Origin of the sequence: Nocardioides pymetrozini, from assembly GCF_046058985.1 — a bacterium.
Lineage (GTDB): Bacteria > Actinomycetota > Actinomycetes > Propionibacteriales > Nocardioidaceae > Nocardioides.
In genome coordinates this window covers 2584666-2610521 of the sequence record NZ_CP175556.1, presented here as the reverse complement: position 1 = coordinate 2610521, position 25856 = coordinate 2584666, and the positions used below count along the sequence as shown (strand labels likewise).

The 25856-nt window shown below is 73.0% G+C and carries 24 protein-coding genes and 1 riboswitch; of the genes, 12 read left to right on the top strand and 12 right to left on the bottom strand.

Translation table 11 applies throughout. The annotated features are described in order from the left end of the window. Positions 1 to 17: 17 nt before the first annotated feature. Positions 18 to 1136 (bottom strand): glycine cleavage system aminomethyltransferase GcvT, encoded by a 1119-nt coding sequence (gcvT, locus tag ACJ5H2_RS12730; protein ID WP_408895771.1) that lies wholly within the window; start codon positions 1134 to 1136, stop codon positions 18 to 20. Between the two features lie 153 nt (positions 1137 to 1289). Further along, a riboswitch (glycine riboswitch) is annotated at positions 1290 to 1386 on the bottom strand. Between the two features lie 117 nt (positions 1387 to 1503). On the opposite strand from gcvT, the gene ACJ5H2_RS12725 reads away from it, so the two are divergent. The 4 genes from ACJ5H2_RS12725 to ACJ5H2_RS12710 all read left to right on the top strand — a co-directional run bounded on the left by ACJ5H2_RS12725 (position 1504) and on the right by ACJ5H2_RS12710 (position 6188). Next, positions 1504 to 3039 carry an SDR family NAD(P)-dependent oxidoreductase gene (locus tag ACJ5H2_RS12725; protein ID WP_408895770.1) on the top strand — a complete coding sequence of 512 codons (1536 nt, stop codon included), beginning with the start codon at positions 1504 to 1506 and terminating at the stop codon, positions 3037 to 3039. 79 nt (positions 3040 to 3118) lie between these two features. Further along, complete coding sequence (locus ACJ5H2_RS12720) at positions 3119 to 4351, top strand: endonuclease/exonuclease/phosphatase family protein (RefSeq protein WP_408895769.1); 1233 nt, start codon at positions 3119 to 3121, stop codon at positions 4349 to 4351. A 77-nt stretch (positions 4352 to 4428) separates the two neighbouring features. Then, positions 4429 to 5784, top strand: a complete 1356-nt coding sequence (locus tag ACJ5H2_RS12715; protein ID WP_408895768.1) for a helix-turn-helix domain-containing protein — start codon at positions 4429 to 4431, stop codon at positions 5782 to 5784. 53 nt (positions 5785 to 5837) lie between these two features. Continuing rightward, positions 5838 to 6188 (top strand): UBP-type zinc finger domain-containing protein, encoded by a 351-nt coding sequence (locus ACJ5H2_RS12710; RefSeq protein ID WP_408895767.1) that lies wholly within the window; start codon positions 5838 to 5840, stop codon positions 6186 to 6188. Between the two features lie 16 nt (positions 6189 to 6204). On the opposite strand, the gene ACJ5H2_RS12705 is transcribed toward ACJ5H2_RS12710, so the two are convergent. Next, positions 6205 to 7719, bottom strand: coding sequence for an acyl-CoA carboxylase subunit beta (locus tag ACJ5H2_RS12705; protein WP_408895766.1), 1515 nt, complete (start codon positions 7717 to 7719; stop codon positions 6205 to 6207). 34 nt (positions 7720 to 7753) lie between these two features. On the opposite strand from ACJ5H2_RS12705, the gene ACJ5H2_RS12700 reads away from it, so the two are divergent. Continuing rightward, positions 7754 to 8977, top strand: coding sequence for an arginine deiminase (locus tag ACJ5H2_RS12700; RefSeq protein WP_408895765.1), 1224 nt, complete (start codon positions 7754 to 7756; stop codon positions 8975 to 8977). 10 nt (positions 8978 to 8987) lie between these two features. On the opposite strand, the gene ACJ5H2_RS12695 is transcribed toward ACJ5H2_RS12700, so the two are convergent. After that, a complete protein-coding gene (locus ACJ5H2_RS12695) occupies positions 8988 to 9992 on the bottom strand; it encodes a 5'-3' exonuclease H3TH domain-containing protein (RefSeq protein ID WP_408895764.1) in 1005 nt (334 codons plus the stop codon). Between the two features lie 156 nt (positions 9993 to 10148). On the opposite strand from ACJ5H2_RS12695, the gene ACJ5H2_RS12690 reads away from it, so the two are divergent. Genes ACJ5H2_RS12690 through ACJ5H2_RS12680 form a run of 3 tightly spaced genes read left to right on the top strand, consistent with a single transcriptional unit; the run spans position 10149 to position 12841 of the window. After that, the gene (locus tag ACJ5H2_RS12690; protein ID WP_408895763.1) at positions 10149 to 10568 is read left to right on the top strand and encodes a hypothetical protein; all 420 of its coding nucleotides are present in this window, start codon (positions 10149 to 10151) and stop codon (positions 10566 to 10568) included. 24 nt (positions 10569 to 10592) lie between these two features. Beyond that, positions 10593 to 12395 (top strand): acyl-CoA dehydrogenase, encoded by a 1803-nt coding sequence (locus tag ACJ5H2_RS12685; RefSeq protein ID WP_408895762.1) that lies wholly within the window; start codon positions 10593 to 10595, stop codon positions 12393 to 12395. Between the two features lie 38 nt (positions 12396 to 12433). Beyond that, on the top strand, positions 12434 to 12841 hold the full coding sequence (locus tag ACJ5H2_RS12680; RefSeq protein ID WP_408895761.1) for a hypothetical protein: 408 nt from the start codon (positions 12434 to 12436) through the stop codon (positions 12839 to 12841). Positions 12842 to 12905: 64 nt separating this feature from the next. Here the strand turns inward: ACJ5H2_RS12680 and ACJ5H2_RS12675 are convergent, their stop codons facing one another. Further along, positions 12906 to 13238, bottom strand: a complete 333-nt coding sequence (locus tag ACJ5H2_RS12675) for a hypothetical protein (protein ID WP_408895760.1) — start codon at positions 13236 to 13238, stop codon at positions 12906 to 12908. Positions 13239 to 13335: 97 nt separating this feature from the next. On the opposite strand from ACJ5H2_RS12675, the gene ACJ5H2_RS12670 reads away from it, so the two are divergent. After that, entirely contained in the window at positions 13336 to 13623 is a 288-nt protein-coding gene (locus ACJ5H2_RS12670; protein ID WP_408895759.1) for a hypothetical protein, read from the top strand. 167 nt (positions 13624 to 13790) lie between these two features. On the opposite strand, the gene ACJ5H2_RS12665 is transcribed toward ACJ5H2_RS12670, so the two are convergent. From ACJ5H2_RS12665 to ACJ5H2_RS12640, 6 genes are read right to left on the bottom strand one after another with little or no spacing between them, the layout of a single operon-like run. Next, positions 13791 to 14051, bottom strand: coding sequence for a hypothetical protein (locus ACJ5H2_RS12665; protein WP_408895758.1), 261 nt, complete (start codon positions 14049 to 14051; stop codon positions 13791 to 13793). 59 nt (positions 14052 to 14110) lie between these two features. Continuing rightward, a complete protein-coding gene (locus ACJ5H2_RS12660) occupies positions 14111 to 15559 on the bottom strand; it encodes a hypothetical protein (protein ID WP_408895757.1) in 1449 nt (482 codons plus the stop codon). Between the two features lie 50 nt (positions 15560 to 15609). After that, a complete protein-coding gene (locus tag ACJ5H2_RS12655) occupies positions 15610 to 16056 on the bottom strand; it encodes an SRPBCC family protein (protein WP_408895756.1) in 447 nt (148 codons plus the stop codon). Between the two features lie 14 nt (positions 16057 to 16070). Continuing rightward, on the bottom strand, positions 16071 to 17045 hold the full coding sequence (locus ACJ5H2_RS12650; RefSeq protein WP_408895755.1) for a glutathione S-transferase family protein: 975 nt from the start codon (positions 17043 to 17045) through the stop codon (positions 16071 to 16073). Between the two features lie 16 nt (positions 17046 to 17061). Beyond that, on the bottom strand, positions 17062 to 17544 hold the full coding sequence (locus ACJ5H2_RS12645; RefSeq protein ID WP_408895754.1) for a hypothetical protein: 483 nt from the start codon (positions 17542 to 17544) through the stop codon (positions 17062 to 17064). A gap of 23 nt (positions 17545 to 17567) precedes the next feature. Further along, positions 17568 to 17999 carry a hypothetical protein gene (locus ACJ5H2_RS12640; protein ID WP_408895753.1) on the bottom strand — a complete coding sequence of 144 codons (432 nt, stop codon included), beginning with the start codon at positions 17997 to 17999 and terminating at the stop codon, positions 17568 to 17570. A 207-nt stretch (positions 18000 to 18206) separates the two neighbouring features. On the opposite strand from ACJ5H2_RS12640, the gene ACJ5H2_RS12635 reads away from it, so the two are divergent. The 3 genes from ACJ5H2_RS12635 to ACJ5H2_RS12625 are packed head-to-tail and all read left to right on the top strand — an operon-like array spanning position 18207 to position 23883. After that, positions 18207 to 19703 (top strand): DUF3375 domain-containing protein, encoded by a 1497-nt coding sequence (locus tag ACJ5H2_RS12635; protein ID WP_408895752.1) that lies wholly within the window; start codon positions 18207 to 18209, stop codon positions 19701 to 19703. Beyond that, positions 19700 to 20425 (top strand): DUF4194 domain-containing protein, encoded by a 726-nt coding sequence (locus ACJ5H2_RS12630; RefSeq protein WP_408895751.1) that lies wholly within the window; start codon positions 19700 to 19702, stop codon positions 20423 to 20425. The genes ACJ5H2_RS12635 and ACJ5H2_RS12630 overlap by 4 nt, the downstream gene beginning before the upstream one ends. Further along, positions 20422 to 23883, top strand: a complete 3462-nt coding sequence (locus ACJ5H2_RS12625; protein WP_408895750.1) for an ATP-binding protein — start codon at positions 20422 to 20424, stop codon at positions 23881 to 23883. Before ACJ5H2_RS12630 ends, ACJ5H2_RS12625 begins: the two co-directional genes overlap by 4 nt. Before the next feature lie 9 nt (positions 23884 to 23892). Here the strand turns inward: ACJ5H2_RS12625 and ACJ5H2_RS12620 are convergent, their stop codons facing one another. Both ACJ5H2_RS12620 and ACJ5H2_RS12615 read right to left on the bottom strand, forming a co-directional pair. Next, positions 23893 to 24534 carry a hypothetical protein gene (locus tag ACJ5H2_RS12620; protein ID WP_408895749.1) on the bottom strand — a complete coding sequence of 214 codons (642 nt, stop codon included), beginning with the start codon at positions 24532 to 24534 and terminating at the stop codon, positions 23893 to 23895. Positions 24535 to 24580: 46 nt separating this feature from the next. Further along, complete coding sequence (locus ACJ5H2_RS12615; protein ID WP_408895748.1) at positions 24581 to 25852, bottom strand: fibronectin type III domain-containing protein; 1272 nt, start codon at positions 25850 to 25852, stop codon at positions 24581 to 24583. Positions 25853 to 25856 lie beyond the last annotated feature (4 nt).

The window sequence follows — 25856 nt, the reverse complement described above, 5'->3', positions numbered from 1 at the left end:
TCAGGGTGTGGTCGCGGTCAGCGGGCGCGGGTGTAGAAGGGCAGCTCGACGACGTCGGCGTCCTCGCGGGCGCCGCGCAGCGAGACCTGCAGCCGGGTGCCGGGCGTCGCGAGCGCGGGCGGCACGTACGCCATCGCGATCGGGCGCTCCAGCGTCGGAGACGGCGCGCCGGACGTGACCTCGCCGACCTCCGCCCCGGTGGCGGGGTCGAGGACGGGATACCCGGCGCGCGGGGAGCGGCGGCCGCTGGCGACCAGGCCGACGAGGACCCGCCGGGGGCCCTGCTCCTTGCGCGCCGCCAGCGCCGCCTGCCCGACGAAGCCCTCCGGCTTGTCGAGCGCGACCACCCGGCCGAGGTTGGCCTCGTACGGCGTGGTGTCGCGGGTCAGCTCGTTGCCGTAGAGCGGCATGCCGGCCTCGAGACGGAGGGTGTCGCGGCAGGCGAGGCCGGCCGGGACCAGCCCGTGCGGCTCACCCGCCCGCTGGAGCGCGTCCCAGACAGCGGCCGCGTCGGCGGGCCGGCAGTAGACCTCGAAGCCGTCCTCGCCGGTGTAGCCGGTGCGGGCGACCAGCGCGTCGGCGCCGGCGACCGAGCCGGCCTCGATGGCGTAGTACCGCAGCGACGGGACGTCGAGCTCGGTCAGCCCGGCCAGGATCTCCGCGGACGCGGGCCCCTGGACGGCGAGCAGGGCCCAGTCGGCCGAGCTGTCGTGCACGGTCGCGTCGTGGCCCTCGGCGCGGGCGGCGATCTCCGGCGCCACGACCGCGACGTTGCTCGCGTTGGCGACGACGAGGAAGTGCTCGTCGGCCAGCCGGTAGACGACGAGGTCGTCGATGATGCCTCCGTCCTCGGCGCAGATCATGGAGTAGCGCGCGCGGCCGACGCCGATCGCCGACGGGCGGCCGACCAGCGCGCGGTCGAGCGCGGCGCCCGCGCCGGGTCCGGTCAGCTCGATCTCGCCCATGTGGGTCAGGTCGAAGAGCCCGGCGGCGGTGCGGACCGCCCGGTGCTCGGCGGTCTCCGAGCCGTAGCGGACCGGCATCTGCCAGCCCGCGAAGTCGGTGAACGAAGCGCCCAGGGCGGCGTGGACGTCGTGCAGCGGCGTACGCCGCGGGGTCCCTGAAGGAGTGGTCATCGGGAGGCTTCCTCGTGAGGCACGGCGGAGCCGTGCTCGTGGCTGGGTTGCCTCCCCGCTCTGTCATCGGGACCTGAGAGCTTCGCCGCCCGCGCGGGCGGCTTGCACCGTGGGTGCGGACCGGTGGATCCGGTCCGGCTTTCCAGAGTTCGCCTCGTCCCGGCGGTCAGGGGGCCTGAGAGATTCTTGGGGAGATTTGCTCCTTCGGCGCCCCGTCCTCGAGGGACAGGGACTCTCCCGCCGGGGTTCGAACGGCGCGTTGTTCAGTTGTGGGCCCTGCTCGTGGTGCCGGGGTCGGTGCCGTGGGTCGTCGTACGACCGCGCCGAGCATACGGCATCCGGCGCCCGACGCCCGTACGATCTGCCGGTGCCCAGCCCGTACTTCGTCGACCCCTCCGAGCAGCTGACCGGAATCGACCCCGACGAGCTCGCGATCACGCTCAAGGTCCTCGCCCAGCTCCCGCAGCTGCCGCCGGACCACGACGACATCCGCACCGTGAAGCGGGCGGCGTCGTACATGTACAAGCTGCTCAAGAAGTCGCGGCGGGCCGAGATCCGCATGGAGCGCCAGCGCCACGACCAGGACATCATCGAGCGCACGGCCACCGGCTCCCCGATGCGGATCGACGACGAGACGGCCGGCATCCCACTGGTCTCCACCGCGCAGGGCGCCTTCGCCGGTGAGCTGCTCACCGCCCGCGGGTGCTACATCTGCAAGGAGGACTTCACCCTCGTCGACGCCTTCTACCACTGGCTGTGCCCGCGGTGCGCCGCGATGAGCCACGCCAAGCGGGACCAACGCACCGACCTGAGCGGCAGGCGTGCCCTGCTCACCGGGGGCCGCGCCAAGATCGGGATGTACATCGCCCTGCGGCTGCTCCGCGACGGCGCCCACACCACGATCACCACCCGCTTCCCGAAGGACGCGGTGCGCCGGTTCGCCGCCATGGAGGACTCCGCCGACTGGCTGCACCGGCTCAAGATCGTCGGCATCGACCTGCGCGACCCCACCCAGGTCATCGCGCTCACCGATGACGTCGCGGCCGACGGCCCGCTCGACATCATCATCAACAACGCCTGCCAGACCGTACGCCGGCTGCCGGGCGCCTACACCCACCTCATCGACGGCGAGAGCTCGGCTCTGCCCAGCGCCGACGAGCTCGGGGTGAAGGCGCTCCCGGAGATGGTGACCTTCGACCGGATCTCCGAGGCGCACCCCGCCGCGATCGCCGGCGCGCTGGCCTCGACGGCCGTCGCCCACCACGACGGCGAGTCGCCGGAGTCGGCCCTCGCGGCGCACAACGCGGCCTCGATGACCGCCCTCGCGCTCAAGGCCGGCGGCGCCTCGCTGGAGGCCCACCTGGCCGGTACGGCGATCGACGCGGGCGGGCTCATCCCGGACATCCAGGACAACAACTCCTGGACCCAGGTCCTCGACGAGGTCGACCCGCTGGAGCTGCTCGAGGTGCAGTTCTGCAACGCGATCGCCCCCTTCCTCATCAACTCGCGCCTGCGCCCGGCGATGCGCGCGGCCGTGCAGAACGGCGCCCGTCGGGCGTATGTCGTGAACGTCTCCGCGATGGAGGGCCAGTTCTCCCGCCGCTACAAGGGCGCGGGCCACCCGCACACCAACATGGCCAAGGCGGCGCTCAACATGATGACGCGCACCTCCGCGGGCGAGCTGTTCGAGACCGACCGGATCCTGATGACCGCCGTGGACACGGGCTGGATCACCGACGAGCGACCGCACCACGAGAAGCTCCGGATCGCCGCCGAGGGCTGGCACGCGCCGCTGGACCTGGTGGACGGCGCGGCCCGCGTCTACGACCCGATCGTGCGGGGCGAGGCGGGCGAGGACCTGTTCGGCTGCTTCCTCAAGGACTACGAGCCCTCACCTTGGTGAGCGCGCGGCCGATGCGGTACCCGAGGCCGGTCCGAAGATTCGGCCTGATTTTGGTGCAGCATCACGAGAAGGTAGGTCCATGCTCTCCACCACGACGCGACGCCTCGGGCGTGCGCTGCTGATCCTCCTGTCCGCGACGGCGGTGGTCGCCGGCGTGCTGGCGCCGACCGCGCCGGCCAGCGCCGCCGACTCGCCCGTGCCCTGGGTCGCCGGCCAGGACGTCCGCGGGCAGAAGGTCGCGGTGACGCTCGCCTGGGACGGCGTGCCCGGCGCGGCGTCGTACACCGTGCACTGGACGCAGGGCTACGGCGCGCCACTCGACTCGCCCCACCAGTCCACCGGTCCGATCCACGGCACGAGCACCGTGATCGAGGGCCTCGAGCCGGGCACGACGTACTGCTTCTCCGTCGACACCGGCACCCGCGCCTGCAAGGTCACCCCGCCGACGAGCCGGGCGGTCAAGCCCGGTGCGTTCGCCACGACCGCCGCCACCTTCAACGTCGCCTGCGGGTCGAAGTCGAAGTGCAACGGCGGGTGGAAGTGGAAGAAGCGGCAGAAGCAGGTCGTGGACCGCATCGGCCGGATGAACGCCGACATCATGGTGTTCACCGAGGCGCACGTGGCGCACAAGTACGGCAAGAAGAAGCGCTGGATCGGCAAGGTCATGAAGAAGCGCGGCTACACGCTGGCCTGCCAGACCCAGCGGAGCAAGAAGCGCAAGCTGTTCAGCCAGGTCGCCTACGTCCGCTCGAGCGCGTACGCCGTGGTCGACCGCAAGCGCACCAGCAAGGGCAGCCGCTTCACCCGGTTCGGCGACCGCGACCACGGCTACTGCCACGCGCTGGTGCAGCACCGCGCGACCGGCCGGACCCTGGCCCTGGCCGCCCTGCACCTGCACGACGGCGAGGCGGACGCCGCCCGCCAGCAGGAGACCGCCTATGTCCTCGGGAAGCTGCAGGCCCGCTTCGGCGGCCAGCCCACCCTGCTGCTCGGCGACTTCAACTCCCACCGCGGCCGCGACCGCAAGGGCGAGAGCGACACGCCGCGGCTGGTGCTCGAGGGTGCCGGGTTCGCCGACGCCAGCGACATCGCGGCGTGGCTGACCCTGCCGTACCTCAACTCGGCCAACGGCTTCGAGGTCGACCCGCCGCGGTCGAAGGAGTGGCCGACCCACGTCGACCGGGTCTTCGTCTCGCCGGGTATCACCGTGCCCGCCTGGGAGAACCTCGCGGTCCTCGACGGCGCAGGGCGCTATGCCACGCCGATGGCCTCCGACCACAACCCGATCAAGGTCACGCTGAACATCCCCTGACCGCCGAGCGGAGGAGCCGGAGCCGCGGCTCTCCTACGATGACCGTCATGACCGAGGCGGAGCGGGACGGCTGACGGGTGCTGGTCGAGGAGCTGGTCCGCGCGACGGATCTCGAGCTGCGCGTCGTCGTGGAGGGCAACCTCGCGCTGCCTGTCCGCTGGGTCCACATCGTCGAGGTCGCCGACCCCGGCCGGTTCCTGCGCGGGGGCGAGGTGGTCCTCACCGCCGGCGTGTGGCGCTCGAGCGGCGTGAGCGCGGAGCACTTCGTCGACGAGGTCGCCGCGGCGGGCGCGGCGGCGCTGGGCTACGGCTTGGTGCATGCCGAGGAGGAGTGGCCCGAGGACGTGGTCGCCGCGGCTGCGGCGCGCGGCCTCACCTGCTTCGTCGCGCCGGTGTCGACCCCCTTCGTCGCGGTCGTCGAGGCCTTCGTGGCGAGCAAGCGGGCCGAGTGGGAGGCGCCGCTGCGCCGCCAGCTCGACCACCACGCGGCCATGGTGTCCGCGCTGCGCGCCGAGCGCGGACCGGGCTCGGTGCTGCGGGTGCTCGGCCGGCTCCTCGGCCGGCCGGTCGCGCTGCGCTCCGAGGGCAGCGTGTACGGCGCGCCGCCCGCGCCGTCGTACGAGGTCCCGCTGATCGGCGCCGGGCTGGCCGACGCGTCGCTGCTGCTTCCCGAGGAGATGGGACAGCTCGACGTCGGCCTGCAGGCGGCGATCTCGACGGCGATGCCGTTCCTGGCCCTCGAGCTGGAGCGGGAGCGCGCGATCCGGGCGACCGAGCAGCGCTACGCGCTGGAGGTGCTGGACTGGATCGAGTCCGGGACCGGCGACCAGGCGGCGATCGCCCACCGTCTGGAGCTGCTCGGCATCGCCGCCGACGCCGACGTCGCCGCGCTCGTCGTCCGCGGGCTCGACCGGGCGGAGGTCGAGGCCCTCGCCGGGCCCGGCAGCCTGGTCGTCGAGCGCACGGCGGAGACCGTCGTCCTCACGGCGGGCCATCCGCCGCAAGCCGCCACTGCCGGCTACGTCGGCGTGGGCCAGCGGGGTCCGGCGACGAGCCTGCGGGTGAGCATCCTGCAGGCCCGCAAGGCCGTCGAGGCGCTGGAGACGCGCGGCCGGCCGGGCTGGCTCTCCCACGAGCAGCTCGCCAGCCCCACCCTGCTGCTCGACCTGCAGGACCCGGCCCTCCTGCGTGCCACCGGCGAGGCAGTGCTCGGGCGGCTGGTCGCCGCGGACGCCGAGCGCGGCACGGACCTGGTGGCGACCCTCGCGGCCTTCCTCGACCACGGCGGCCGGTGGCAGGAGACCGCGGACGCGCTCCACGTGCACATCAACACGCTGCGCCACCGCCTCAAGCGGGTCGAGGAGCTGACCGGTCGCAGCCTGGCGTCGACGGCCGACCGGGTCGACCTCTTCCTGGCCCTGCGCCTGCGCTGACCCGCCCGGTGCTGATCCGCGCCTGCGCGCCCGGATGGCTCTAGGCTCGGTCCATGGCCGAGGAGACGCCCGCGATCGCCACCGACATCCCGCCGAGCAGCGCCGGCTGCGTCGACTGCGACGCCGTCGAGGGCTGGTGGGTCCACCTGCGCCGCTGTGCCGCCTGCGGGCACGTCGGGTGCTGCGACAGCTCGCCCGCCCAGCATGCGTCGGCGCACTTCCGCGCGACCGGTCATCCCGTCGTGCAGTCGTTCGAGCCGGGGGAGGACTGGTTCTGGGACTACGCACGCGAGGACTACGCCGAGGGCCCGGCGCTGGCCCCGCCGACGAGCCACCCCGAGGAGCAGCCCGCTCCCGGTCCGCGCGGGCGGGTGCCGCTCGACTGGCGTCAGCTGATCCACTGACCCGCCGGTCAGCCGGTCAGGCGCCGGCCGCCCGCAGCGTCGCGGCCACCACCGTCCGGGTCTCGGCGGGGTCGATCACGTCGTCGATCTCGAAGACCCGTGCCACGTTGAGGGCACCGGCGTGGGTGCGCAGCTCGGCGGTGTGCCGGGCGACCGCCGCCTCCCGCTCGTCCTCGGGCATCGCCGCCAGCTCGCGGGCCATGGCCAGGCGCACCGCGCCCTCGAGCCCCATCGGCCCCAGGTGCGCGTCGGGCCACGCCACGGTGAGCAGCGGCCGGTGCGTGCTGCCGCCGAGCATCGCCTGGGCGCCGAGCCCGTAGCCGCGGCGCAGGACCACTCCGACCAGCGGCACGGTGAGCCGCGCGCCGGCGTTGACCATGCGCGACGCGTGGCGCACCAAGCCGGTGCGCTCCGCCTCCGGGCCGACCATGAAGCCGGGCGTGTCGACGAGCGACAGCACGGGTAGCCGCCAGCGCTCGCACAGGTCGAGGAAGTCGGCGGCCTTGGCCGAGGCGTCGGCGGTGAGCGCGCCGGCCAGCTGGGTCGACTGGTTCGCCACGACGCCGAGCGGCAGGCCGTCGATGCGGGCGAAGGCGGTGACCAGCTCGGGCGCCCAGGCCGCCCGGAGCCAGGTCACGCTGTCGTCGTCCGCGAGCGCCTCGACGACCGGGCGGACGTCGAAGGCCTCGCGCTCGTTGGCGGGGAGCAACGTGCGCAGGATGGCCGGGTCGCCCGCCGTACCGCCCTCGGTCGGCCCGGCGAGATAGCCCAGCAGCCGTCGTACGACGGCCACGGCCTCCTCCTCGTCGTCGGCGAGGACGTCCACGACCCCCTGGGCCGCCTGCTCCGCCACGGGCCCGATCTCCTCCGCCGCGAACTGCCCGAGCCCGCCGCCCGCGATCATCGCGGGGCCGGCCATCCCGAGGTTGGTGTCGGGGGTCGCGACGCGCAGGTCGGCGGACCCGGCCAGCACCGCGTTGCCCGCGAAGCAGCGGCCCGACACCACCGCGATCCGGGGCACCACGCCCTCCAGTGCACCCCACAGCGCGAAGGAGCCGACGTCGAGAGCGGAGACGATCGGAAGGTCGGTGTCGCCGGGCCGTCCACCGCCGCCCTCGGTGAAGAAGACGGTCGGCAGTCCCATCCGCCGGACCAGGTCGAAGAGGCGGTCCGACTTGCGGTGTCCCCGCATGCCCTGGGTGCCGGCCATCACCAGGTAGTCGTAGGACAGCACGGCGCACGCGCGCCCGTCGACGGTGGCGGTGCCGCCGATGATCCCGTCGGCCGGCGCCTCGACGACCAGCTCGGCCAAGGGACGGCGCTGCTCCTGTGCGGCGGTGACGAAGCGGCCGTACTCGACGAAGGACCCCGGGTCGACGAGGTCGGCGATGTTCTCGCGCGCGGTACGCCGGCCGCGCGCGTGCCAGCGCTCGACCTTCTCCTCGCGAGCGGCATCAGTGGTCAGGAAGCGCCGGGCGACCAGCTCGACCAGGCCGGAGGCGGGTGGGCGGGCGGTGGTGTCGTCGGTCACCGGCTCATCATGGCGCAGCGGGTACCGTGCGGTGATGGCACTCCATGTCGGGTCCGAGGTCGGCGCGCTCCGCCAGGTGGTCCTGCACCGTCCCGGGCTCGAGCTCGAGCGGCTGACCCCGACCAACAAGGACGAGTACCTCTTCGACGACCTGCCGTGGGTCGAGCGCGCCCGGCGGGAGCACGACGCCTTCGCGGCCGCGCTGCGCGAGCAGGGCGTCGTCGTCCACCTGCTCGACCGGCTGCTCGCGGAGACCATGGAGATCCCGGAGGCGCGGCGGCACGTCCTCGACGCGACCGTCGACGAGCGGGTCCACGGCCCCGTCGCCGCCGACGCGCTGCACCACCTGTTCACCTCCCTGCCGGCGCAGGAGCTGGCGAGCTTCCTCATCGGCGGCATGACCAAGGCCGAGCTCCTCGAACGCGTGGAGGAGCCGCCGTCGTTCGTGGTCCGCTCCCGCGAGCCCGACGACCTCGTCGTCGCGCCGGTGCCGAACCAGCTCTTCACGCGCGACCCCACCGCCTGGGTCTACGACGGCGTCGCGGTCAACGCGATGCGCAAGCGCGCGCGGATGCCCGAGGCCGTCCACTTCGAGGCGATCTACCGCTGGCACCCGGCCTTCGCGGACGAGGACTTCCGTTGGTGGGCCGACGGCGGCGCCGGCGGCCCGGCGACGACGGAGGGCGGCGACATCCTCGTCCTCGGGCGCGGGGCGGTCCTGGTCGGCATGAGTGAGCGGACCACGCCCGCCGGGATCGAGCGGCTCGCCCGGCGGCTGTTCGACGCCGGGAGCGCCGACCGCGTCGTCGTCCTCGCTCTGCCGCAGAAGCGGGTGTTCATGCACCTCGACACCGTGATGACCATGGTGGACGAGGAGACCTTCACCCAGTACGCCGGCCTCGGCGGCCTGCCGTCGTACACGATCCGGCCGGGGGACGCGGCGAAGGAGATCCACGTGACCGCGCACGGGCCCGACGAGCTGCACGGTGTGATCGCCGCGGCGCTCGGGCTGGACCGCATCCGGGTGCTGACGCCGACCCAGGACGCGCGCTCGGCGGAGCGCGAGCAGTGGGACGACGGCTGCAACGTGCTTGCGGTCCGGCCGGGCGTGGTCATCGCCTACGAGCGCAACGTGACCACCAACGAGCACCTGCGGCGGCACGGCGTCGAGGTCGTGACCATCGAGGGCAGCGAGCTGGGCCGGGGCCGCGGCGGCCCGCGGTGCATGAGCTGCCCGATCGAGCGCGACGGCATCTGAGCCGGGAGGCTCAGGCGCGCGGGACCGACCCCGGGTCGCCGGTCAGCACCCGGAGTGCTAGAGCGGTCGTCGCCTCCATGTTCAGGTGGCCCACGACCCGCTCGACCCGCTCGATGTCCAGGGGCAGCAGGCCCGGCGTACCGGGGACGTCCGGCGTCAGCCCCAGGTCGAGGTCGGTACGGCCGGACATCATCCGCAGGTTGAACTCGTAGATGTCGCGCGCTCCGGGAGCCGCGAGCCGCCTGAGGACGGTGACGCCGGTGCGCCGCGCCCCGGTCTCCGCGGCCCATGCGTCGAGCGCCGCCACGACGGACCGACCCTCGTCGTGCTCGATGTCGGCCCAGATCTCCCGCATCGAGCCGATGTGCGAGAGCAGGTAGGCGGCCGTCTTCTCGCCGATCCCGGGCACGCCCGGCAGATTGTCGCTCGCGTCGCCGCGCACGGCCGCGAACTCCAGGTAGCGCTCCGCCGGCACGCCGTACATCGAGCGGAGGTGGGCCGGGGTGAGCAGGGGCGAGCCGTTGATGCCGCCGTTGATCAGCCGCAGCACCCGCGTGTGCGCGCTGATGTGGGCGAACGAGTCGCGGTCGGAGGTGATGATCACGCAGTCCCAGCCGTTCTGCTCGGCCCAGGTCGCCGCCGAGGCGTTGACGTCGTCGGCCTCGAGCCCCGGCGGGGTCAGCGTCGCGAGCCCGAGCGCGTCCAGCAGGGCGCCGGCCCGGTCGAGCTGGTCGACGAGGTCCGGGTCCTTCTCCGCCCGGCCCGCCTTGTAGTCCGGGTAGGCGTCGCGGCGCAGCGACGACGTGCGGTCGTCGAGGCCGAAGATCACCGCGTCCGGCGCGAAGGAGTCGATCGACTCGATGATCTGGCGCAGCATCCCGTGGAGCGCCCAGGCAGGCCGGCCGCCCCGGTCGCGCAGGCGCGTGTGCGCGCGGGCGTGGTGGTTGCGGTGCAGCAGGGACGGCGCGTCGACGGCGAGCAGCAGCCGGCGGGGGCGGTCGGGGACGGGGCTCATGGGGATCGCGGACGATCCTAGGTCGCGGGGGAGGGCGGTGGGGGCGCGCAGGGGCAGCTGTAACTACCTGTTCGTGTCACTGGCGTACCGGTCTACGGGTCAGGTGGTGACATGAACAGGTAGTTACAGCCCGGCCGGCCACGCTAGGCTTCGAACATGCGTTCGGTTCGAGGAGGCGCGACGGCGGCCCAGGAATGCCTCCCGCTCGACCTGCCCCCGCCGACGCAGCCGGCCCGTCGCGAGCGGCCGGCCCGCCCGCGGGCCGATCCCGTGGTCACCGACGGCGAGGACGTCCGGATCCGGCTGCGCAACGACGCCCTCGCCTCGCGCGGCTGGCCCGCGGGGACCGAGCTGCTCGTCTCGACCGATCGCAGGCCGCGCCGCGGGGAAGTGGCGCTGGTGCGCGAGGGCGGCCGGCTCAAGATCGGCGTGCTGGAGGTCCAGTTCGGCCGCTCGGCGCTGCGCACCGACGTCGGAGCGACCCTGCTCGGGTCGACGGCGCGGATGGTCGGCGTGGTGACCGTGGCGGGCGCGCCGCTGGCGGGCATGCCACCCGTCGTCCCGCCACCCGGCTAACGGGGCATCGGGCAGGCTGGGTCCATGAGCCCCGACCTGCTGCTCGCCCGCCGCGATCTCGACTTCCTGCTCCACGAGTGGCTCGACGTCACGGCGCTGACCGAGCGGGACCGGTACGCCGAGCACAGCCGGGACACCTTCGACGCAGTCCTCGACCTCTCGGCGGAGCTGGCCGCGGACCACTTCGCGCCCCACAACGCCCTCAGCGATGCCCACGAGCCGACGTTCGACGGGGAGACCGTGACGATCGTGCCGGAGGTCGGCGCGGCCGTACGGGCCTTCGCGGAGGCGGGGCTGGTGTCGGCGGCGATGGACGCGTCGGTCGGCGGCGGGCAGCTGCCGCGCGTCGTCCAGCAGGCCTGCTTCGCCTGGTTCCAGGCGGCGAACGTCGCGACGTCGGGCTATCCGATGCTCACCATGGCCAACGCCAACCTGCTGCTCGCCCACGCGACACCTGAGCAGGTGCGGCGGCTCGTGCCGCCGATGCTGGACGGGCGGTGGTTCGGGACGATGTGCCTGTCCGAGCCTCAGGCGGGATCGTCGCTGGCCGACGTCGCGACCCGTGCGGTGCGTCAGGCGGACGGCACCTTCCGCCTGTTCGGCAACAAGATGTGGATCTCCGGCGGCGACCACGAGCTGGGCGAGAACATCGTGCACCTCGTCCTGGCCCGGGTGGAGGGCGCGGCTCCCGGGGTGAAGGGGCTGTCGCTGTTCGCGACCCCGAAGTACGTCGTCGACGCCGACGGCGGTCGGGGCGAGCGCAACGACGTGGTCCTCGCCGGGCTGAACCACAAGATGGGCTTCCGCGGCACGGTCAACACCGTGCTCAACTTCGGCGAGGGCACCCACCGGCCCGGTGGCGGGGCCGGCGCGGTCGGTGAGCTGGTCGGCGAGGAGGGGCGCGGCCTCGCCGTTATGTTCCACATGATGAACGAGGCCCGGATCGGTGTCGGCGCAGGCGCCGCCGCGCTCGGCTACACCGGCTACCTCCGAGCGCTCGACTATGCCCGCGGCCGACGGCAGGGTCGCCCTCTGGCCGCCAAGGATCCCGCCGCACCGCCGGTCCCGATCGTCGAGCATGCCGACGTCCGGCGGATGCTGCTGGCCTCGAAGGCGTACGTCGAGGGCGGGCTCGCGCTGGTCCTGCGCGCCGCGCTGCTGCTGGACGACCAGCAGACCCACCCGGAGCCCGCGGTCCGCGAGCGCGCCGGAGCGCTGCTCGACGTACTCACCCCGGTGGTGAAGAGCTGGCCCTCCCAGTGGTGCCTGGCCGCGAACGACCTCGCGATCCAGGTGCACGGCGGCTATGGCTACACCCGGGAGTACGGCGTCGAGCAGCTCTACCGCGACAACCGGCTCAACCCGATCCACGAGGGGACGCACGGCATCCAGGCCCTCGACCTGCTCGGCCGCAAGCTGGTCCAGGCGCGCGGGCGCGGCCTGGAGATCCTGGCCGAGGAGGTGCACGCGACCGTGTCCCGCGCCCGCGACACCGGCGACGCCGCCCTGGCCGCGCACGCCGACCGGGTCGCCGCCACCGTGGACCGCTTCGCCGCCGCGGTCGCGACGGCATGGGAGTCCGGAGACCCGAGCGTCGCGCTGGTGAACGCCACCACCGGCCTGGAGGCGGCCGGCCACCTCGTGGTCGCGTGGACCTGGCTCGACCAGCTCGTGGCGGCGCACGGCCGTTCGGGCGGTTTCTACGACGGCAAGCGGGCGGCCGGGCGATACTTCCTCACCCACGAGCTGCCGAAGGTCGGACCGATGCTGGACCTGCTCGCCAGTGGCGACCAGCTGTTCAACGAGGTGGACCCGGCCTGGCTGTGAGGGGCGGGACCAGGTCGGACGCGGCACCAGGAGGAGATGTGGCGGACAGCCCGTCGGAGTCATTGGCAGGACGGTGGTTCGACGCACGTGCGATCTACGAGGACACCGGCTGGGCATGGACCCTCTGGGCGGGGGTCAAGACGGTCGTGGTCATGTTCGCCACCCTCGGTCTCAGCCTGGAGTGGTACGAGCCGAAGCGGTTCTACGACGTCCTCGTGGTCCGCCGTGACGACGGGTCCACGGTGCTTCGGTTCGACTACGAGAGGGCCGAGGAAGGGACCTATCACCTGAGCAGCCTGCGGCAGAGACTCCGTGAGGAGCATGTGTTCGACTTCTGCCGCGCTCTCGGCATCCCGATCGGCCAGGTCGTCGGACCTGGTGAGGAGATCGTCGACGATGCGGAGGCGGAGTCCATCGCCGTCCCGCGTGCGCTCAGGTTCTCGTGAACTCGTGACGCGCCTGCCGTCCATCTGGCCCGGAGCGGATCGCGGCATGAGCGCACGAAAGCATCTATGAGGGGCGCCACCAGGCTCGTGGCTCCCCATGCCACCACACGATCCCGTCGTCGTCCGGCTCGACGCCTTCGATCATCCCGCCGGGAGGTTCGCCGAGTTCCGCATTGAGAATTTGAGCAACCACGTCACGGACCGAAACGTCTGGATCGATCCTCCGCCGAAGCCCGAGCGTCCCGTCCTCCCACCAGCCCTTGTAGACGAGGCAGATGGTGTCGTCGCCTTCCGTCCAGGAATCCAAGATCCGAAGATCGCCATTGTCCGGGCTCGGCGGCGGTAGGTTCGCCAGTACCTCAGCCAAGGCCGCCGTCGCCCGCGATCGTTCCGTCACGGACTTCAGGCTAGTGAGCCCGCACGTTGGTTGCTCGCTCAACGGCGGGTCTGCGCGGATCGCGGCATGGTCGGGCGGACCTGCCTTATCCTGCCGCATGAGCAGTTCGCCGACGAGAGGAAGCAAAGCGGACGAGTGGATTGAGCGGCTGCGTGCTGCTTCCACAAGAGACGAGGTCCTCGGTGCAGTCTGGGACCTGCGTGACGACGCGTACGACTTCCCCGGCGAGTGGCAACGCGTCTCGGCTGTGAGGCTCTTGCACTTCTTGGCGGACCAGTTGGAGCAGGTTGCCGATGGCACGGTCACTTGGGAGCGGTTCGGAAGGTTAATAGGCAACGCTGTCGCAGATGCACGATCCGGGACTCCGTCCAACTGGGACGGCTGACTCACGCGGACAACCCCGCCCTCTCATCGGCATGAGCGTGCGGTCGTGGCGGCTCCTCGACGCTCTGGAATCGCCGCGCAGGGATGGCCGGTCCAGCGTGCTGCCTCACGTCTCGACGGGCTAGGCGCCTGGGATCTCCCCCCGCCAAGATCGGGGGCGCACCGCCGTCAGGCGCGGTGGCTCAGCACGTTCACCACCTGGCCAGAGCTCGTGCGGAGGAAGAAGCGGCGGACGCCCCAATCCTCGTCCTGCAGGAGGTGGACGATCTCAGCACCGCTGGCCTGTGCCAGCCGATAGGCGTCGTCGACGTCCTGCACTTCGAGCGACATCTCGGGATTGCACGGGGCAGACCGGTCCTTGTCCATGACGCTGAACTGGGCATCGACGTCGGTCACCGTCAGGATGGGCACTGCCCGCAGCAAGTCCATGGCCGCACCCTAGGCAAGGTGCCCGGCCGGGCTCTGCCCGCTCGGTCGCGACCGTGAGGTCAGCGGTGCTCGAGGGCGAGCTCGAGCCCGTACCGGGGACGCGTGTAGACCTCGCCGATGACGGTGCCGTCGGGGGCGCGGAGGATCTCCACGGGAGTGGTGCCGTGCGGAGTGACGACGCGGCCCAGGCCGTGCGGCGTGACCCAGCGGTAGGCGGTGAGGGCGACCTGGCGGACCTGGTAGCCGCCGCCTCCGTCGGGGAGGTGCCCGTGGGTCTTGATGCGATGGTGGGTGCGGGTCAGCGGCGCGGCATTGCGGTCGCCGGTCTGGCCGGGTGGTCCGCCGCGGGGAGGTGGGACGTAGGGCTCGGGGTGGTCCATGTCCAGCCGTGCGGTGCCGCCGGTGGAGTGGGGGAAGACGTCGCCGCCCATGCGCTGGATGGCGCGCTCCCGGACCAGTGCGGGGTGCTCGTAGGCGTCCACACTCGTGACAGCGGCCAGGTCGAGCACGGGCTGCAGCGTGATGTCGCGGCGGCCGAGGAGCCGGCCCAGCTGGTCGAGGAGGAAGGGACCGAGCTGCTCGACGCGGGCGACACCCGGCAGGAGGCCGGTCAGCGCGAGGGCCGACACGTGGACGTGCACGACCGCCTTGCGCCTCGGGCCGGGTGGGCGCTGCTCCGGCGCGGGGTCGTGCAGGCCGTCGAGGAAGGCGGCCGCCGCGTGCGGGTCGGCGAGCAGGGCCAGGGCCTCGGCGCGTAGCTGCCCCCGGGTGGCGGGCTGCTCCTCGTCGGCGAGGTCCTGATGCGCGGCGAGGGCGTCGGCGAGGTCGTCGATCACCGCGTCGAGCTCGACCGCGGCCCCGGCGGGGAGCTTGGCGGAGATCCGGCGGGTGGCGGCCTCGCCGGTGGCGCTGGTGGGGTCGACCAGGTCGCCCGGACGGGGCCGGGAGAGCCAGCAGCCGGTCGCCGCGGCGTCCTTGGCCACCCGGGCGCGATGGGCGGCGAGGTCGGCCTCGATGACCTTGGCCTCGGCAAGGCGCAGGATCCTGGTGGGGGACTGTCCGACGGCGGCGGCGACCGCGGCGTCGACCAGGCCCACCGCGGTGCGGTCGAGGTCCCGGGACATGCTTGCGACCTTGCGCGCCAGCCATGCCGGCACCGCCAGGTCGAGCACGCGCTGCCAGAGCAGCGGCAGCCGGTGGCGCAGGTCCAGGGCCGCGGCGACGAGGTGATGGGTGCCGACGTGGCCCGCCTCGAAGGCGATGGCGAGCTCGGCGACGCACAGCTCAGCCACCTCGGGGGTGCCGTCGCCGCCGATCCGCACCAGCCGGTCTCCGCCCCGGGAGACAGGCACGGCGCCGGGCACGTTCTGCGGGTCCGCGCTGTTGCGGTCGCACCAGGCCAGCGCGAGGAGGAGCTGGTCGACCTCGCCCTGGCGGCGTACGGCGACATTGGCCTCGGCGCGCGCCAGCAGCTCCGCCGCCGAGAGCTCCGCCAGGTCGATGTCCATGGACCGATCCTGCCCCGCACCCCCGACACAAAGGAGCCGCCGCCGGTCGGCTACGACAGCGACGCCACCAGCCACCGGTTGCGCGCCTCCAGGAGTCGCGTCAGGTAGCGGGTGAGCACGACCACGTCGACGGACCTCCCGACCGGACCCAACGGTGAGGCGAACTCCACCGTGTCCGCCATGGTCGTCACCCCGTCACTCTCCTCGAAGGTGTGCTCGTGCCACCACCGCTTGAACGGGCCACGCACCTGCTCGTCGACGAACCTGCGCGGTGCGTCGTACTCGGAGATCCGCGAGGTCATCGTGAACGGCAGGCCGAAGTGCCGCGCCTTCCACGTGACCGTGTCGCCGAGGCTCATGGCGCCCGCAGCGACGCCGCCGACGATCCGCTCGCGGGAGCGGGTCATGGACTCGACGTGGGCGTCGACCGAGAGACTCAGGTCGAAGCAAGCCCGCGCCGGCGCGGGGACCAGGGTCTCGAGGACGATGCGCGGCACCCCCGCATGCTAGGTCAGCGTCCGGGTCCCAGCGCCTCCCGGCCGTGCGGGGTGAGCCAGCCCTCCGGGTCCGGCCCCTTCGGCACGATGCCCGAGGGGTTGATGTCCTCGTGCACGACGTAGTAGTGCCGCTTGATCTGGTCGAAGTCGATGGTCTCGCCGAAGCCGGGCGTCTGGAAGAGGTCGCGGGCGTAGGCCCACAGCACGGGCATCTCGCTCAGCTTGTTGCGGTTGCACTTGAAGTGCCCGTGGTAGACGGCGTCGAAGCGGACCAGCGTGGTGAACAGCCGGATGTCCGCCTCGGTCAGCCGCTCGCCCATCAGGTAGCGGCGGTCGGCGAGCCGCTCCTCGAGCCAGTCCAGCGCCGTCCACAGCCGGTCGTACGCGGCGTCGTACGCCTCCTGCGAGCCGGCGAAGCCGCAGCGGTACACGCCGTTGTTGACCTCGGTGAAGACCCGCTGCATCACCTCCTCCATCTCCTCGCGGCACTCGTCGGGCCACAGGTCCGGCGCGTCCGGGCGGTGGTGGTCGCGCCACTCGAAGAAGAGGTCGTGGGTGATCCAGGGGAAGTCGTTGGTGACGACGGCCTTCGTGGGTACGTCGACCATGGCCGGCACGGTGATTCCGCGCGGGTACTCCGGGTCGCGCGCGAAGTAGGCCTCCTGCAGCCGCTCGTAGCCGAGGACCGGGTCGACCCCGCCGGGGTCGAGGTCGAAGGTCCAGCTGCGCTCGTCGTGGGTCGGCCCGGCCAGACCCATCGAGATGACGTCCTCCAGCCCGAGCAGCCCCCGCACGATGATCGCGCGGTTCGCCCAGGGGCACGCCCTGGCGGCGACGAGCCGGTACCGCCCGGGCTCGACGGGCCAGGTCGGCACGTCGAGCTCGCCCTCGTGCGGGTCCTGGCTGCGGCCCTCCACGCGGGTGATCCGGTCCGGGATGTAGTTCATGTCCCGGCTGAAGGCCTTGCCCTTGGTCGCGTACGTCGGCATCGGCTCGTCGCCCGCCTCAGAAGGGGAGCGCGTCGTGGGCGCTCTCCGCGGCCGAGCCGATCCGCTTCCCGGTCCGCCGCGCGGCACGGCGGGTGCCGTTGAGGAAGCCCTGCAGGCCGAGGGTCGCGCCGGCCCCGACGAGCCAGAGGTCCTTGGCGATCGGCACGCCGTCCTGGGTGGGCCGGATGCTGCCCTCCTCGCGCAGGCCGGGCACCCGCGCGTAGAGGCCGAGCAGGCCGACGCCGAAGCCGGCCAGGGCCGTCCCGGCGAGCGCGGAGGGGACCTTGGGGGTGAGCAGGGCAGCGCCCAGCGCGATCTCGCCGACGGCGAGCATCTTCGTGAAGCGTCCGGCCTCGATGTCCTTGAACTGCGGATAGGCCGTCGAGGCGAAGCCGTGCAGCTGCTGCGCGGTCGCCTCGTCGGCGCCGAGCTTGGTCAGCCCCGAGTTGAGGATGAAGGCGCCCGTGGCAGCGCGGAGAGGTGCGTGCGTCAGGTTCATGCGTCCAGCCTAGGTCGCCGCCGTCAGGCCGACGGCCCGTCCGGCTGTTCGTCCTTCGCCACGACCTCCGCGACATCGGCGGGCGTCACGTGGACCTGGCTCGGGTCGGCCTCGGCGTCGATCGCCGTGACCGGCGCCGGCTTCGGCGTCTTCGGCGGGCGGGGCTCGTCCACGGGCGCGGGGTCCAGGCCGAGCTCCTCGGTCACGTTGACCGGCTTGTCGGGCGAGATCTCGACCTTCGGCTCGTCCTGCGTCGTCGGCGCGGCGTCCGTCGGCGCCGGCGCGTCGGGTACGTCGCCGGGCGCGTCCTGCGTGGTCAGGGACCCGACCGCGTGGGCGGCCTTCTCCGTCGCCGTCCGCGCCACGCCGACGGCCGAGCCGGCCACCTTGCCGGGCACCTTCAACGCCTCGCCGGCGAGGTCCTTGATCGTGCCGAGCGGGTTCTTGGGGATCACGGAGCACTTCCCTTCACTGTGGTCTCACGGGGTGGTGTCAGGGTCGAGCCGGTCGGTCCCGACCGGCGCCGCAGCGGTACCCGTTCGCGGCGGTGCTACCCCAGCCCGGGCTGCCTGCGGCCCGGCGGAGCGCCTGTGTGATGCTTTTCGCTTGCACCGACACGGCCGCGCAGGCCACGACACGACGACGAGCACGGGGGGACGGGGTTGACCGAGGTCGCTGCCGAGCTGGGGCGGGTCAAGGGCGCCTTCGCCCAGCCGACCCTGACCCTGCTGCACCAGCGGCAGGCGCCGGTCGTGATCACGATCTTCCGGTCCGCCTTCGGGCGCAACAACAGGCCGATCCCCACCGCCCGTCTGCACACCCAGGTGGAGGAGCACCTCGCCGAGATCCGCCGCGCCGGCGAGACCGACCTCCCGGCGGGCAGCGGTCGCGAGATCTGCCAGCGCTGGATGCGGGGGCAGTGGCTGGTGCGCTCCCTCGACGAGCAGGGCAACGAGGTCTACACGCTCACCTCGCACGCCCAGCAGGCGCTGGAGCTGGTGAAGAACCTCGCCCGCGACCGGGCCACGCTGAGCGAGCACCGGATCGCGACGATCCTGAGCACGGTCCGGCGGTTCAACTCCGAGGCGAACCCGGACCGCAGCGCGCGGGTCACCCTGCTCAACGACGAGATCGCGCGGCTCAAGGCCGAGCGCGACCGCCTCGTCGACGGCGCGGAGATGGTGAGCGCGACCGAGGACTACATGGTCGAGGGCTTCACCGAGCTGCTGTCGCTGATCTCGGCGCTGCCCAGCGACTTCGCCCGGGTGGAGGAGCGCTTCGCCACGATCCGCGGTGAGATCCTGGCCGCCTTCCGCGCCGAGGACCGGCCCGCCGGCGAGGTCATCGACGAGTACCTCGCCCGCGCCGACGCGCTGATGACCGCGACCCACGAGGGACGTGCCTTCGAGGGCGCCTTCGCACTCCTGCGCGACGACGGCCTGGTGACCCAGCTGCGCGAGGACCTCAACGCGCTGCTGGAGCACCCGCTGTCGTCAGGCATCCTCGGCGAGGCCGACCGGGCCGAGCTGCGCGGGACCGTCAAGCTGGTCCGCGACGGGCTGGACCGGGTGCTGGCCCAGCGAAGCCGGGTCACGGCGACGTTGAAGGAGTACATCGTCTCCCACGACGCGGCCCGCGACCGCGAGCTGGAGCAGACCCTGCGCCAGGTGGAGTCGGAGCTGATGACGTGGATGTCCACCACCGGGCCGCGGGCGGCGCACGACGTGTCGCTGCTGCCCTCCCGGGTCAGCGTCGACCACCTGCGCGAGCGCTTCCACGACCCGGCCGACGACGTCCTGCCCGAGCCGATCGCCCCGGCCGACCCGTCGCAGGCGCCGAGCCTGTCGCTCGAGGAGCTGAAGGCCCAGGGTGGCCCGCAGCTCGGGTCGCTGCGCCAGCGGCTCGACGCCGCCCTGGGCGACCTGCTGCCGGCGGCCTCCCTGGGTGAGCTCTTCGACGCCCTGGAGCCCTCCCTGCGCCGGCCCGTCGAGATCTTCGGCCTACTGCACCTGGCCGCCGACCGGGAGTGGGAGACCGAGGACGCGCTGGAGCGCTTCGCCGCCGTCCGCCCCGACGGCTCCCGCCGTACCTTCGCCGTGCCGCGCACCCCGCTGCCCGACCCTGACCTCCAGCACGCCCGAGAGGAGACCCGCCCATGAGTGTGGAGCTGGACGAGTCCGCCGACGACCTCCGCGAGGACAACGACTTCGACGACCTCGACGAGGTCGCGGACGAGACCTCGGTCTCGCTGTTCGAGGGTGACGAGGGCGGACTGGAGTACGCCCAGCGGCACGCGCTCGTGACCCTGCTCAAGCAGCGCTTCATCAGCGCCCGCACCCACCCGCGGGACTGGCAGGTCCTGGTGGAGAACGAGCGCGTGATCCGCTCCCGCCTCAACGACCTCTTCCTCGACCTCCAGGTCGACCCCACGCGCGAGGTGGCGTGGAAGCGACAGGCCACCTCGGAGACCGCGAGCCGGTTCCCGACCCTGTTGCACGACACCGCCTGGTCGCGTGAGGAGACCCTCGTCCTGGTGCACCTGCGCGACCGGCTCCGCGCGGGCCTTGCCAGCGGCGACGCGCGGGTCTACATCGACCGCGAGGACATCGTCGACTACGTGGCGAGCTTCCGCCCGCTCCACGCGACCGACGAGGCCGGCGACGAGAAGCGGGCCCGCAACGCCGTGGTCAGCATCGTGAAGGCCGGCCTGCTCATCGGCTCGGCCACCGACGACCGCTACGAGATCAGCGAGGCCGTCGAGCCGTTGCTGCCGATCGAGCTGCTCCACGAGCTGCTGGAGGCGCTGCAGAGGGCGAACGGCACGGAGGACGCCGGGGAAGCCGAGGCCGACGCCGATCTCTTCGAGGAGGACAGCGAGTGAGCATCGACCAGCGTCTCGACACGACCTCGCCCGAGGGCCTCTTCGACAAGGAGGTCGTCACGACGCCCGCCGACGACACCGTCCAGTGGCGCGCCTCGTTGCTGCAGCTGGTCAACTGGGGCGGCTTCGGCGGGCTGACGACCGTCCCCCTGCGCGGGGACGCGACGATGATCTCCGGCGCCTCCGGCGTGGGCAAGAGCACCATCCTCGATGCCTACACGGCGCTGATGATGCCGTCGGACACGAAGTTCAACGGTGCCTCCAACGACGCCGTCGCCGGCCGTGCCCGCAGCGCCGGCCAGCGCAACCTGCTGTCGTACCTGCGCGGAGCCGTCGACGTGGTCGACAACCCGCGGACCGGCCGGCCCGAGGAGAAGCTGCTGCGCGGCAAGGGCTCCGACACCTGGGGCGCGGTGGCGATGACCTTCGTCAACGACCAGGGAGGCACCTTCACCGCCCTGCGCACCTACTACGTCCCGCGCCGCGCCGCCCGCTCCGGCGAGGTGCAGATGCAGCTCGCCACCCACGAGGGCGCCCTCTCGCTGGAGACCCTCGAGGTCGCCGTCCCCGAGCGCTTCCACGCCAACACGCTCAAGAAGCTCTTCCCCGGCATCCGGGTGCACCGCACGTACGCCGAGTTCGCGGCCGTGCTGCACGCCCGGCTCGGCATCGGCGCCAACGGCGACGGCTCCAAGGCGCTGCGCCTGCTCGCCCGGATCCAGGCGGGCAACCAGGTCCGCAGCGTCGACGAGCTCTACAAGGAGATGGTCCTCGAGCGGCCGGCGACCTATGCCGCCGCGGACCGCGCCATCGAGCACTTCGACGACCTGGACGCCTCCTACACGGCGATGCGCACCGAGGAGCAGAAGCTCGAGCTGCTCGAGCCGATCACCGACCTCCACGCCCGCAAGGTCGCCGCCGAGAAGCGGCTCTCGGAACTGGACTCGTACGGCGTCACCCTCTCCGGCGACACGCCGCTGCGCCTGTGGCTGCTGCGCACCCACCTGCGCCTGATCGAGACCGCGGTCGCCGCCAACCGCGCCGAGCGCCAGGCCACGACCGAGGCGCTGACCGCAACCCGATCGGCCGAGACCACCCTCGCCGGAGACCTCGAGGCGGCCAAGGAGGCGCACCGGGCTGCCGGCGGCGGCGACCTCCAGGCGCTCGCCTCCCAGGCCGAGCACGAGCGCGTCATCCGCGACGAGCGGGCCAACCGCCTCTCCGAGCTGGAGGAGCGGGTCTACCCCCTGGTCGGCCTCACCGACGCCGACGCCCCCGACCTCGAGTCCGCGCTCGACTCCGCCGCCGCCTTCGCCGAGCTCCAGCTGCTGGCCCGCAAGCGGCTCTCCGCCGGCGAGGCCGCGCAGGCCGCGCTGCGCGCCGAGCGCGACCGGGTCCGCGACGGGCTGGTGCCGCTCAAGAACGAGCAGGCGGTCCTCAAGCGCGAGCGGGCGTCGATGGAGAACCGCAACGGCCGGGTGCCGTCGTACCTGCACGACCTGCGGGCAGCGGTGGCGGAGGCGAGTGGGCTCGGGGTGGAGGAGCTGCCGTTCGTCGCGGAGCTGATCGACATCGCCCCCGAGGAGGCGCGGTGGCGTACGGCGATCGAGACCGTCCTCGGCGGCACCGCGCGGATGATGCTGGTCCCGATCGACCGCCTCGGCGACTTCTCCGCGGCCATCGACGGCCTGCGCCTGCCCGGCCGGCTGACCTTCCAGGGCGTCGAGCTGCACCTCCCCGACACCGGCCCGGCGGACCCCGAGCGGGTCGCGGGCAAGCTGCTGTTCAAGGAGTCGCCCTTCTCGGGGTGGGTCCAGCAGCACGTCGAGGAGCCCTCGCGCAACGCCTACTGCGTCGAGAGCGCGGCCGAGCTCGACGGCCCCGGCTTCCGGGTGACCGCCGCCGGCCAGACCCGCAACGGCGACCGCGGCGCCCACGGCCGCGGCGACCACCGCAACATCATCGGCTTCTCCAACGAGGACGCGATCGCGGAGATCGACGGCCAGCTCGAGGAGCTCGAGCGCCGGATGGAGCAGATCGACGCCCAGCTCGCCGACCTCGACCGGCGGAGCCGCCTGCTGGACCAGCAGCGCAAGGCGTACGACGCCATCGCGATGGTCCGCTTCGACGACGTCGACGTCGCGGGCAGTGACCGGCGCATCGCCGAGCTCGAGCAGCGGCGCACCGACATCCTCACCTCCGACGACCAGCTCAAGGTCCTGCAGCAGCAGATCGACGAGCTCGTGCACCGCCTCGACGACGCGCGCCAGGAGCGCTTCGCCCTCGAGCAGAAGCAGCGCGAGCTCAACGCGGGTCACAGCGAGCTGGTCGACTCCGAGGACCTCGTGAAGGACCGGCTCGAGGCGATGGAGGCGAGCGGCGCGGTCGAGCTGACCGCCGAGCAGGAGGCCGCGCTGGCCGCCGACTTCGCCGCCGCGGCCGCGCCGGCCGACCCGGAGGACCTCGACCGCTTCGCGGACAACTCCCACCGGCTGGGCGAGCGGCTGCGGACGGCGGTCGCGGACGCGGACGCGGAGATCCGGCGCTGCGACGACGACCTCGCGCTGATCTTCAAGCACTACAAGTTCCAGTGGGACTCGCCGAACCTCGGCGCGAGCGCCGACTCCTATCCGGACTACGCGCGGATCCTCGAGGAGATCCGCGGCAAGGGCCTGGCCGACCGCCGCGCCGAGTGGCGCCGGCGGCTGACGGAGTGGAGCGGGCAGGACCTGGTCCCGCTGCTGGGCGCGATGTCCTCCTCGGTCGAGGAGATCGAGGACCGGCTCGAGCCGATCAACGCGATCCTGCGGCGCCTCGAGTTCGGCGCGTCGGGGGACCGGCTGCGGATCCGCCTGCGCCGGCTCGCCCCGGCGCACGTGCAGGTCTTCCTGAAGGACCTGCGCGCCCTGTCGTCCGGCACCACCGGCGAGCTCGACGAGGCCGGCCTGGAGAAGAGGTTCACCGAGCTCAGCCGGTTCATGGGCCAGCTGCGCCGGCCCGCCCAGTCGGGCGAGGGAGCGGTCACGACGGACCGCGACCGCCTCCTCGACGTACGACGGCACGTCGAGATCAGCGCCGAGCGCTACGACCATCTCACCGGCGAGCTGCGGGCGACCTACCGGACGCTGGGGGAGAAGTCCGGCGGCGAGAGCCAGGAGCTGGTCGCGTTCATCGTCGGCTCGGCGCTGCGCTTCCGGCTCGGTGACGAGATGCGCTCGCGGCCGCGGTTCGCGCCGGTGTTCCTCGACGAGGGCTTCGTGAAGGCCGACTCCGAGTTCGCCGGCCGCGCGGTCCAGGCATGGAAGGGGCTCGGCTTCCAGCTGATCATCGGCGTGCCGCTCGACAAGGTCACCGGCCTGGAGCCGCACATGGACGAGCTGCTGGCGATCACGAAGAACACCACGACCCACCAGTCGTGGATCACCCCGATCACCGACGCGGAGCCCGCGGGGTCCTGACCACGGGCACTAGGGCTGGTGGCCGCGCAGGTCCGTGAACCGCACGCCGTCCACAGCGGCGACCGTCATCCACGCCCCGCGGTCGCTCGGGCGCGGGTGCCCGACGACCGCCGTGCAGGCCAGCGGCTCGGCGCGACAGAGGCGCCCGACCACGGCGCCGTCGAGGCGGGCGAGGTCGAACGGCCGGCGCTCGGCCCTCCCGGGACCTCCGTCGGTGAGCGACCGCCCGTCCCAGACCAGGGTGCGAGGCCCGGTCCCGCCGGGGACCGTGAGCACGGCGTTGCGCTGCGTCAGGACGACCTCGTGCACCTGCGCGGACCCGGTCTCGCGCACCAGCGCCTCGCGCAGGGCGTGCGTCCCGTCGGTGGTGAACAGGTCGGCGCCGCCCCGGACGGTGATCTCGGTGCGGTCGATCCTCGTCGTGACGGTCGTCGTCGTCGACGACGTCGCGGTGTCCTTCTCGCCGTCCAGGGAGCCGAGCGCCCACGCGGTGACCCCGGCGGCCGTGCCGCCCAGCACGACCACCGCGACCGCCACGAGCAGGCCGAGCCGGCGGCGTACCGGCTCCGGGCTCCGGCCCGGCTCGTACGCCGGGTAGCTCGGGGGTGCGTCGTCGCCGGGGGCACCGTACGGCCGCCACTGGTCCGTCATGGGCCGATCCTAGAGAGGTGTCACCGAAATTTGGCCGGTCGTGCCGTCAGACGTCGTCGTCGAGCACGGTCACCACCGCCTCGACGACCTGCTCGCCGAAGGTCACGGTGACGGTCACCACGGCGTCGGACGCGTCGTCGTCGGGCAGCGCGGTGAGTGGAACGGCGACCGAGGCCTGGCCGGCCGGGACGGTCACCGTCGCGGGTACGCCGACGGACAGCGGCGCCGAGGACGTCACGGCGAGCACCACGTCCTCCTCCGCGGCGGCGCCCAGCGACACGACCAGCTCGCCGTCCGGCCCTTCCTCGGCGAGCTGGAGCTCCGGAGGGTCGACGCTCAGCGTGTACACCGGGTCGGGGCCGTGGGGGGTCGTCGCGACGGGTGCACTCGGGGCGCCGTACCCGATCCGCACGGTCGTCGACCGGGCGCTGACGCGGAAGAGGTGCTCGACCTCGTTGGCGAGGCCGGCGAGCACCACCTCGGTGTCGTCGGTCTCCGCCGCGAGGGACCAGGTCGCGCCACCGTCGGTGCTCTGCTCGACGCGGTAGTGCCCGGAGGCGGTCTCCCCGGGCTCGTCGACCTCGGAGGCCAGCCAGGTGAGGGCCACCGTGGCGTCGCCCGCCAGCGCGGTGACATTCGTCGGCGGGCCGGGCGGCCTGCGGGCGGTGTAGGGGCCGGTGCCGGCGGTGCCGCCGTAGCCGGCCGCGTTGTGTGCCGCGACGCGCAGCCAGTAGCGGCTGCCCGGGGCGAGACCGGTCACCATGACCGGCTCCGCGGCCGTGCCCGGACGGGGGACCTCGGCGACGGTCGTCCAGACGGCACCGTCGGCGGAGACCTCGACGCGGTACCGGTCGATCGGTGCGCCGTTGGCAGGCGGCGTCCTCCAGTAGACGCCCAGCGCGGAGGCGTACAGGTCCGCCTCGGGCGCGCCCGGGGCGCCGGGCACCGTCCGCGGGACGGCGGTCACCACCGGCCCCGGCTTGCTCCAGCGTGCCTTGTTGCGGGCTCGGACCCGGAATGCATAGCTCACGCCGTTCCTCAGGTCGCCGACCTGCCAGGACCGCGCACGCTTGCCCACGGTCTTGACCGTGGTCCACGCGCCCGAGCTGCCCTGCTGCTGGATCGCGTACTTCTGGACCGCGGAGCCGCCCCGTCGTGCGGGCGGCCGCCACGACACGGTGACCGCGCCGTTCCCCGCCTCGGCCCGCACCGTGCGCGGCGCGGAGGGACGCCCGGCCGCGTCGGCCGGCCCGGCGCCGACCAGGAGCGGGCCGGACACCAGGAGGAGAGCCGCCAGGAGCCGGGCAGCCTTGGTCATCGCA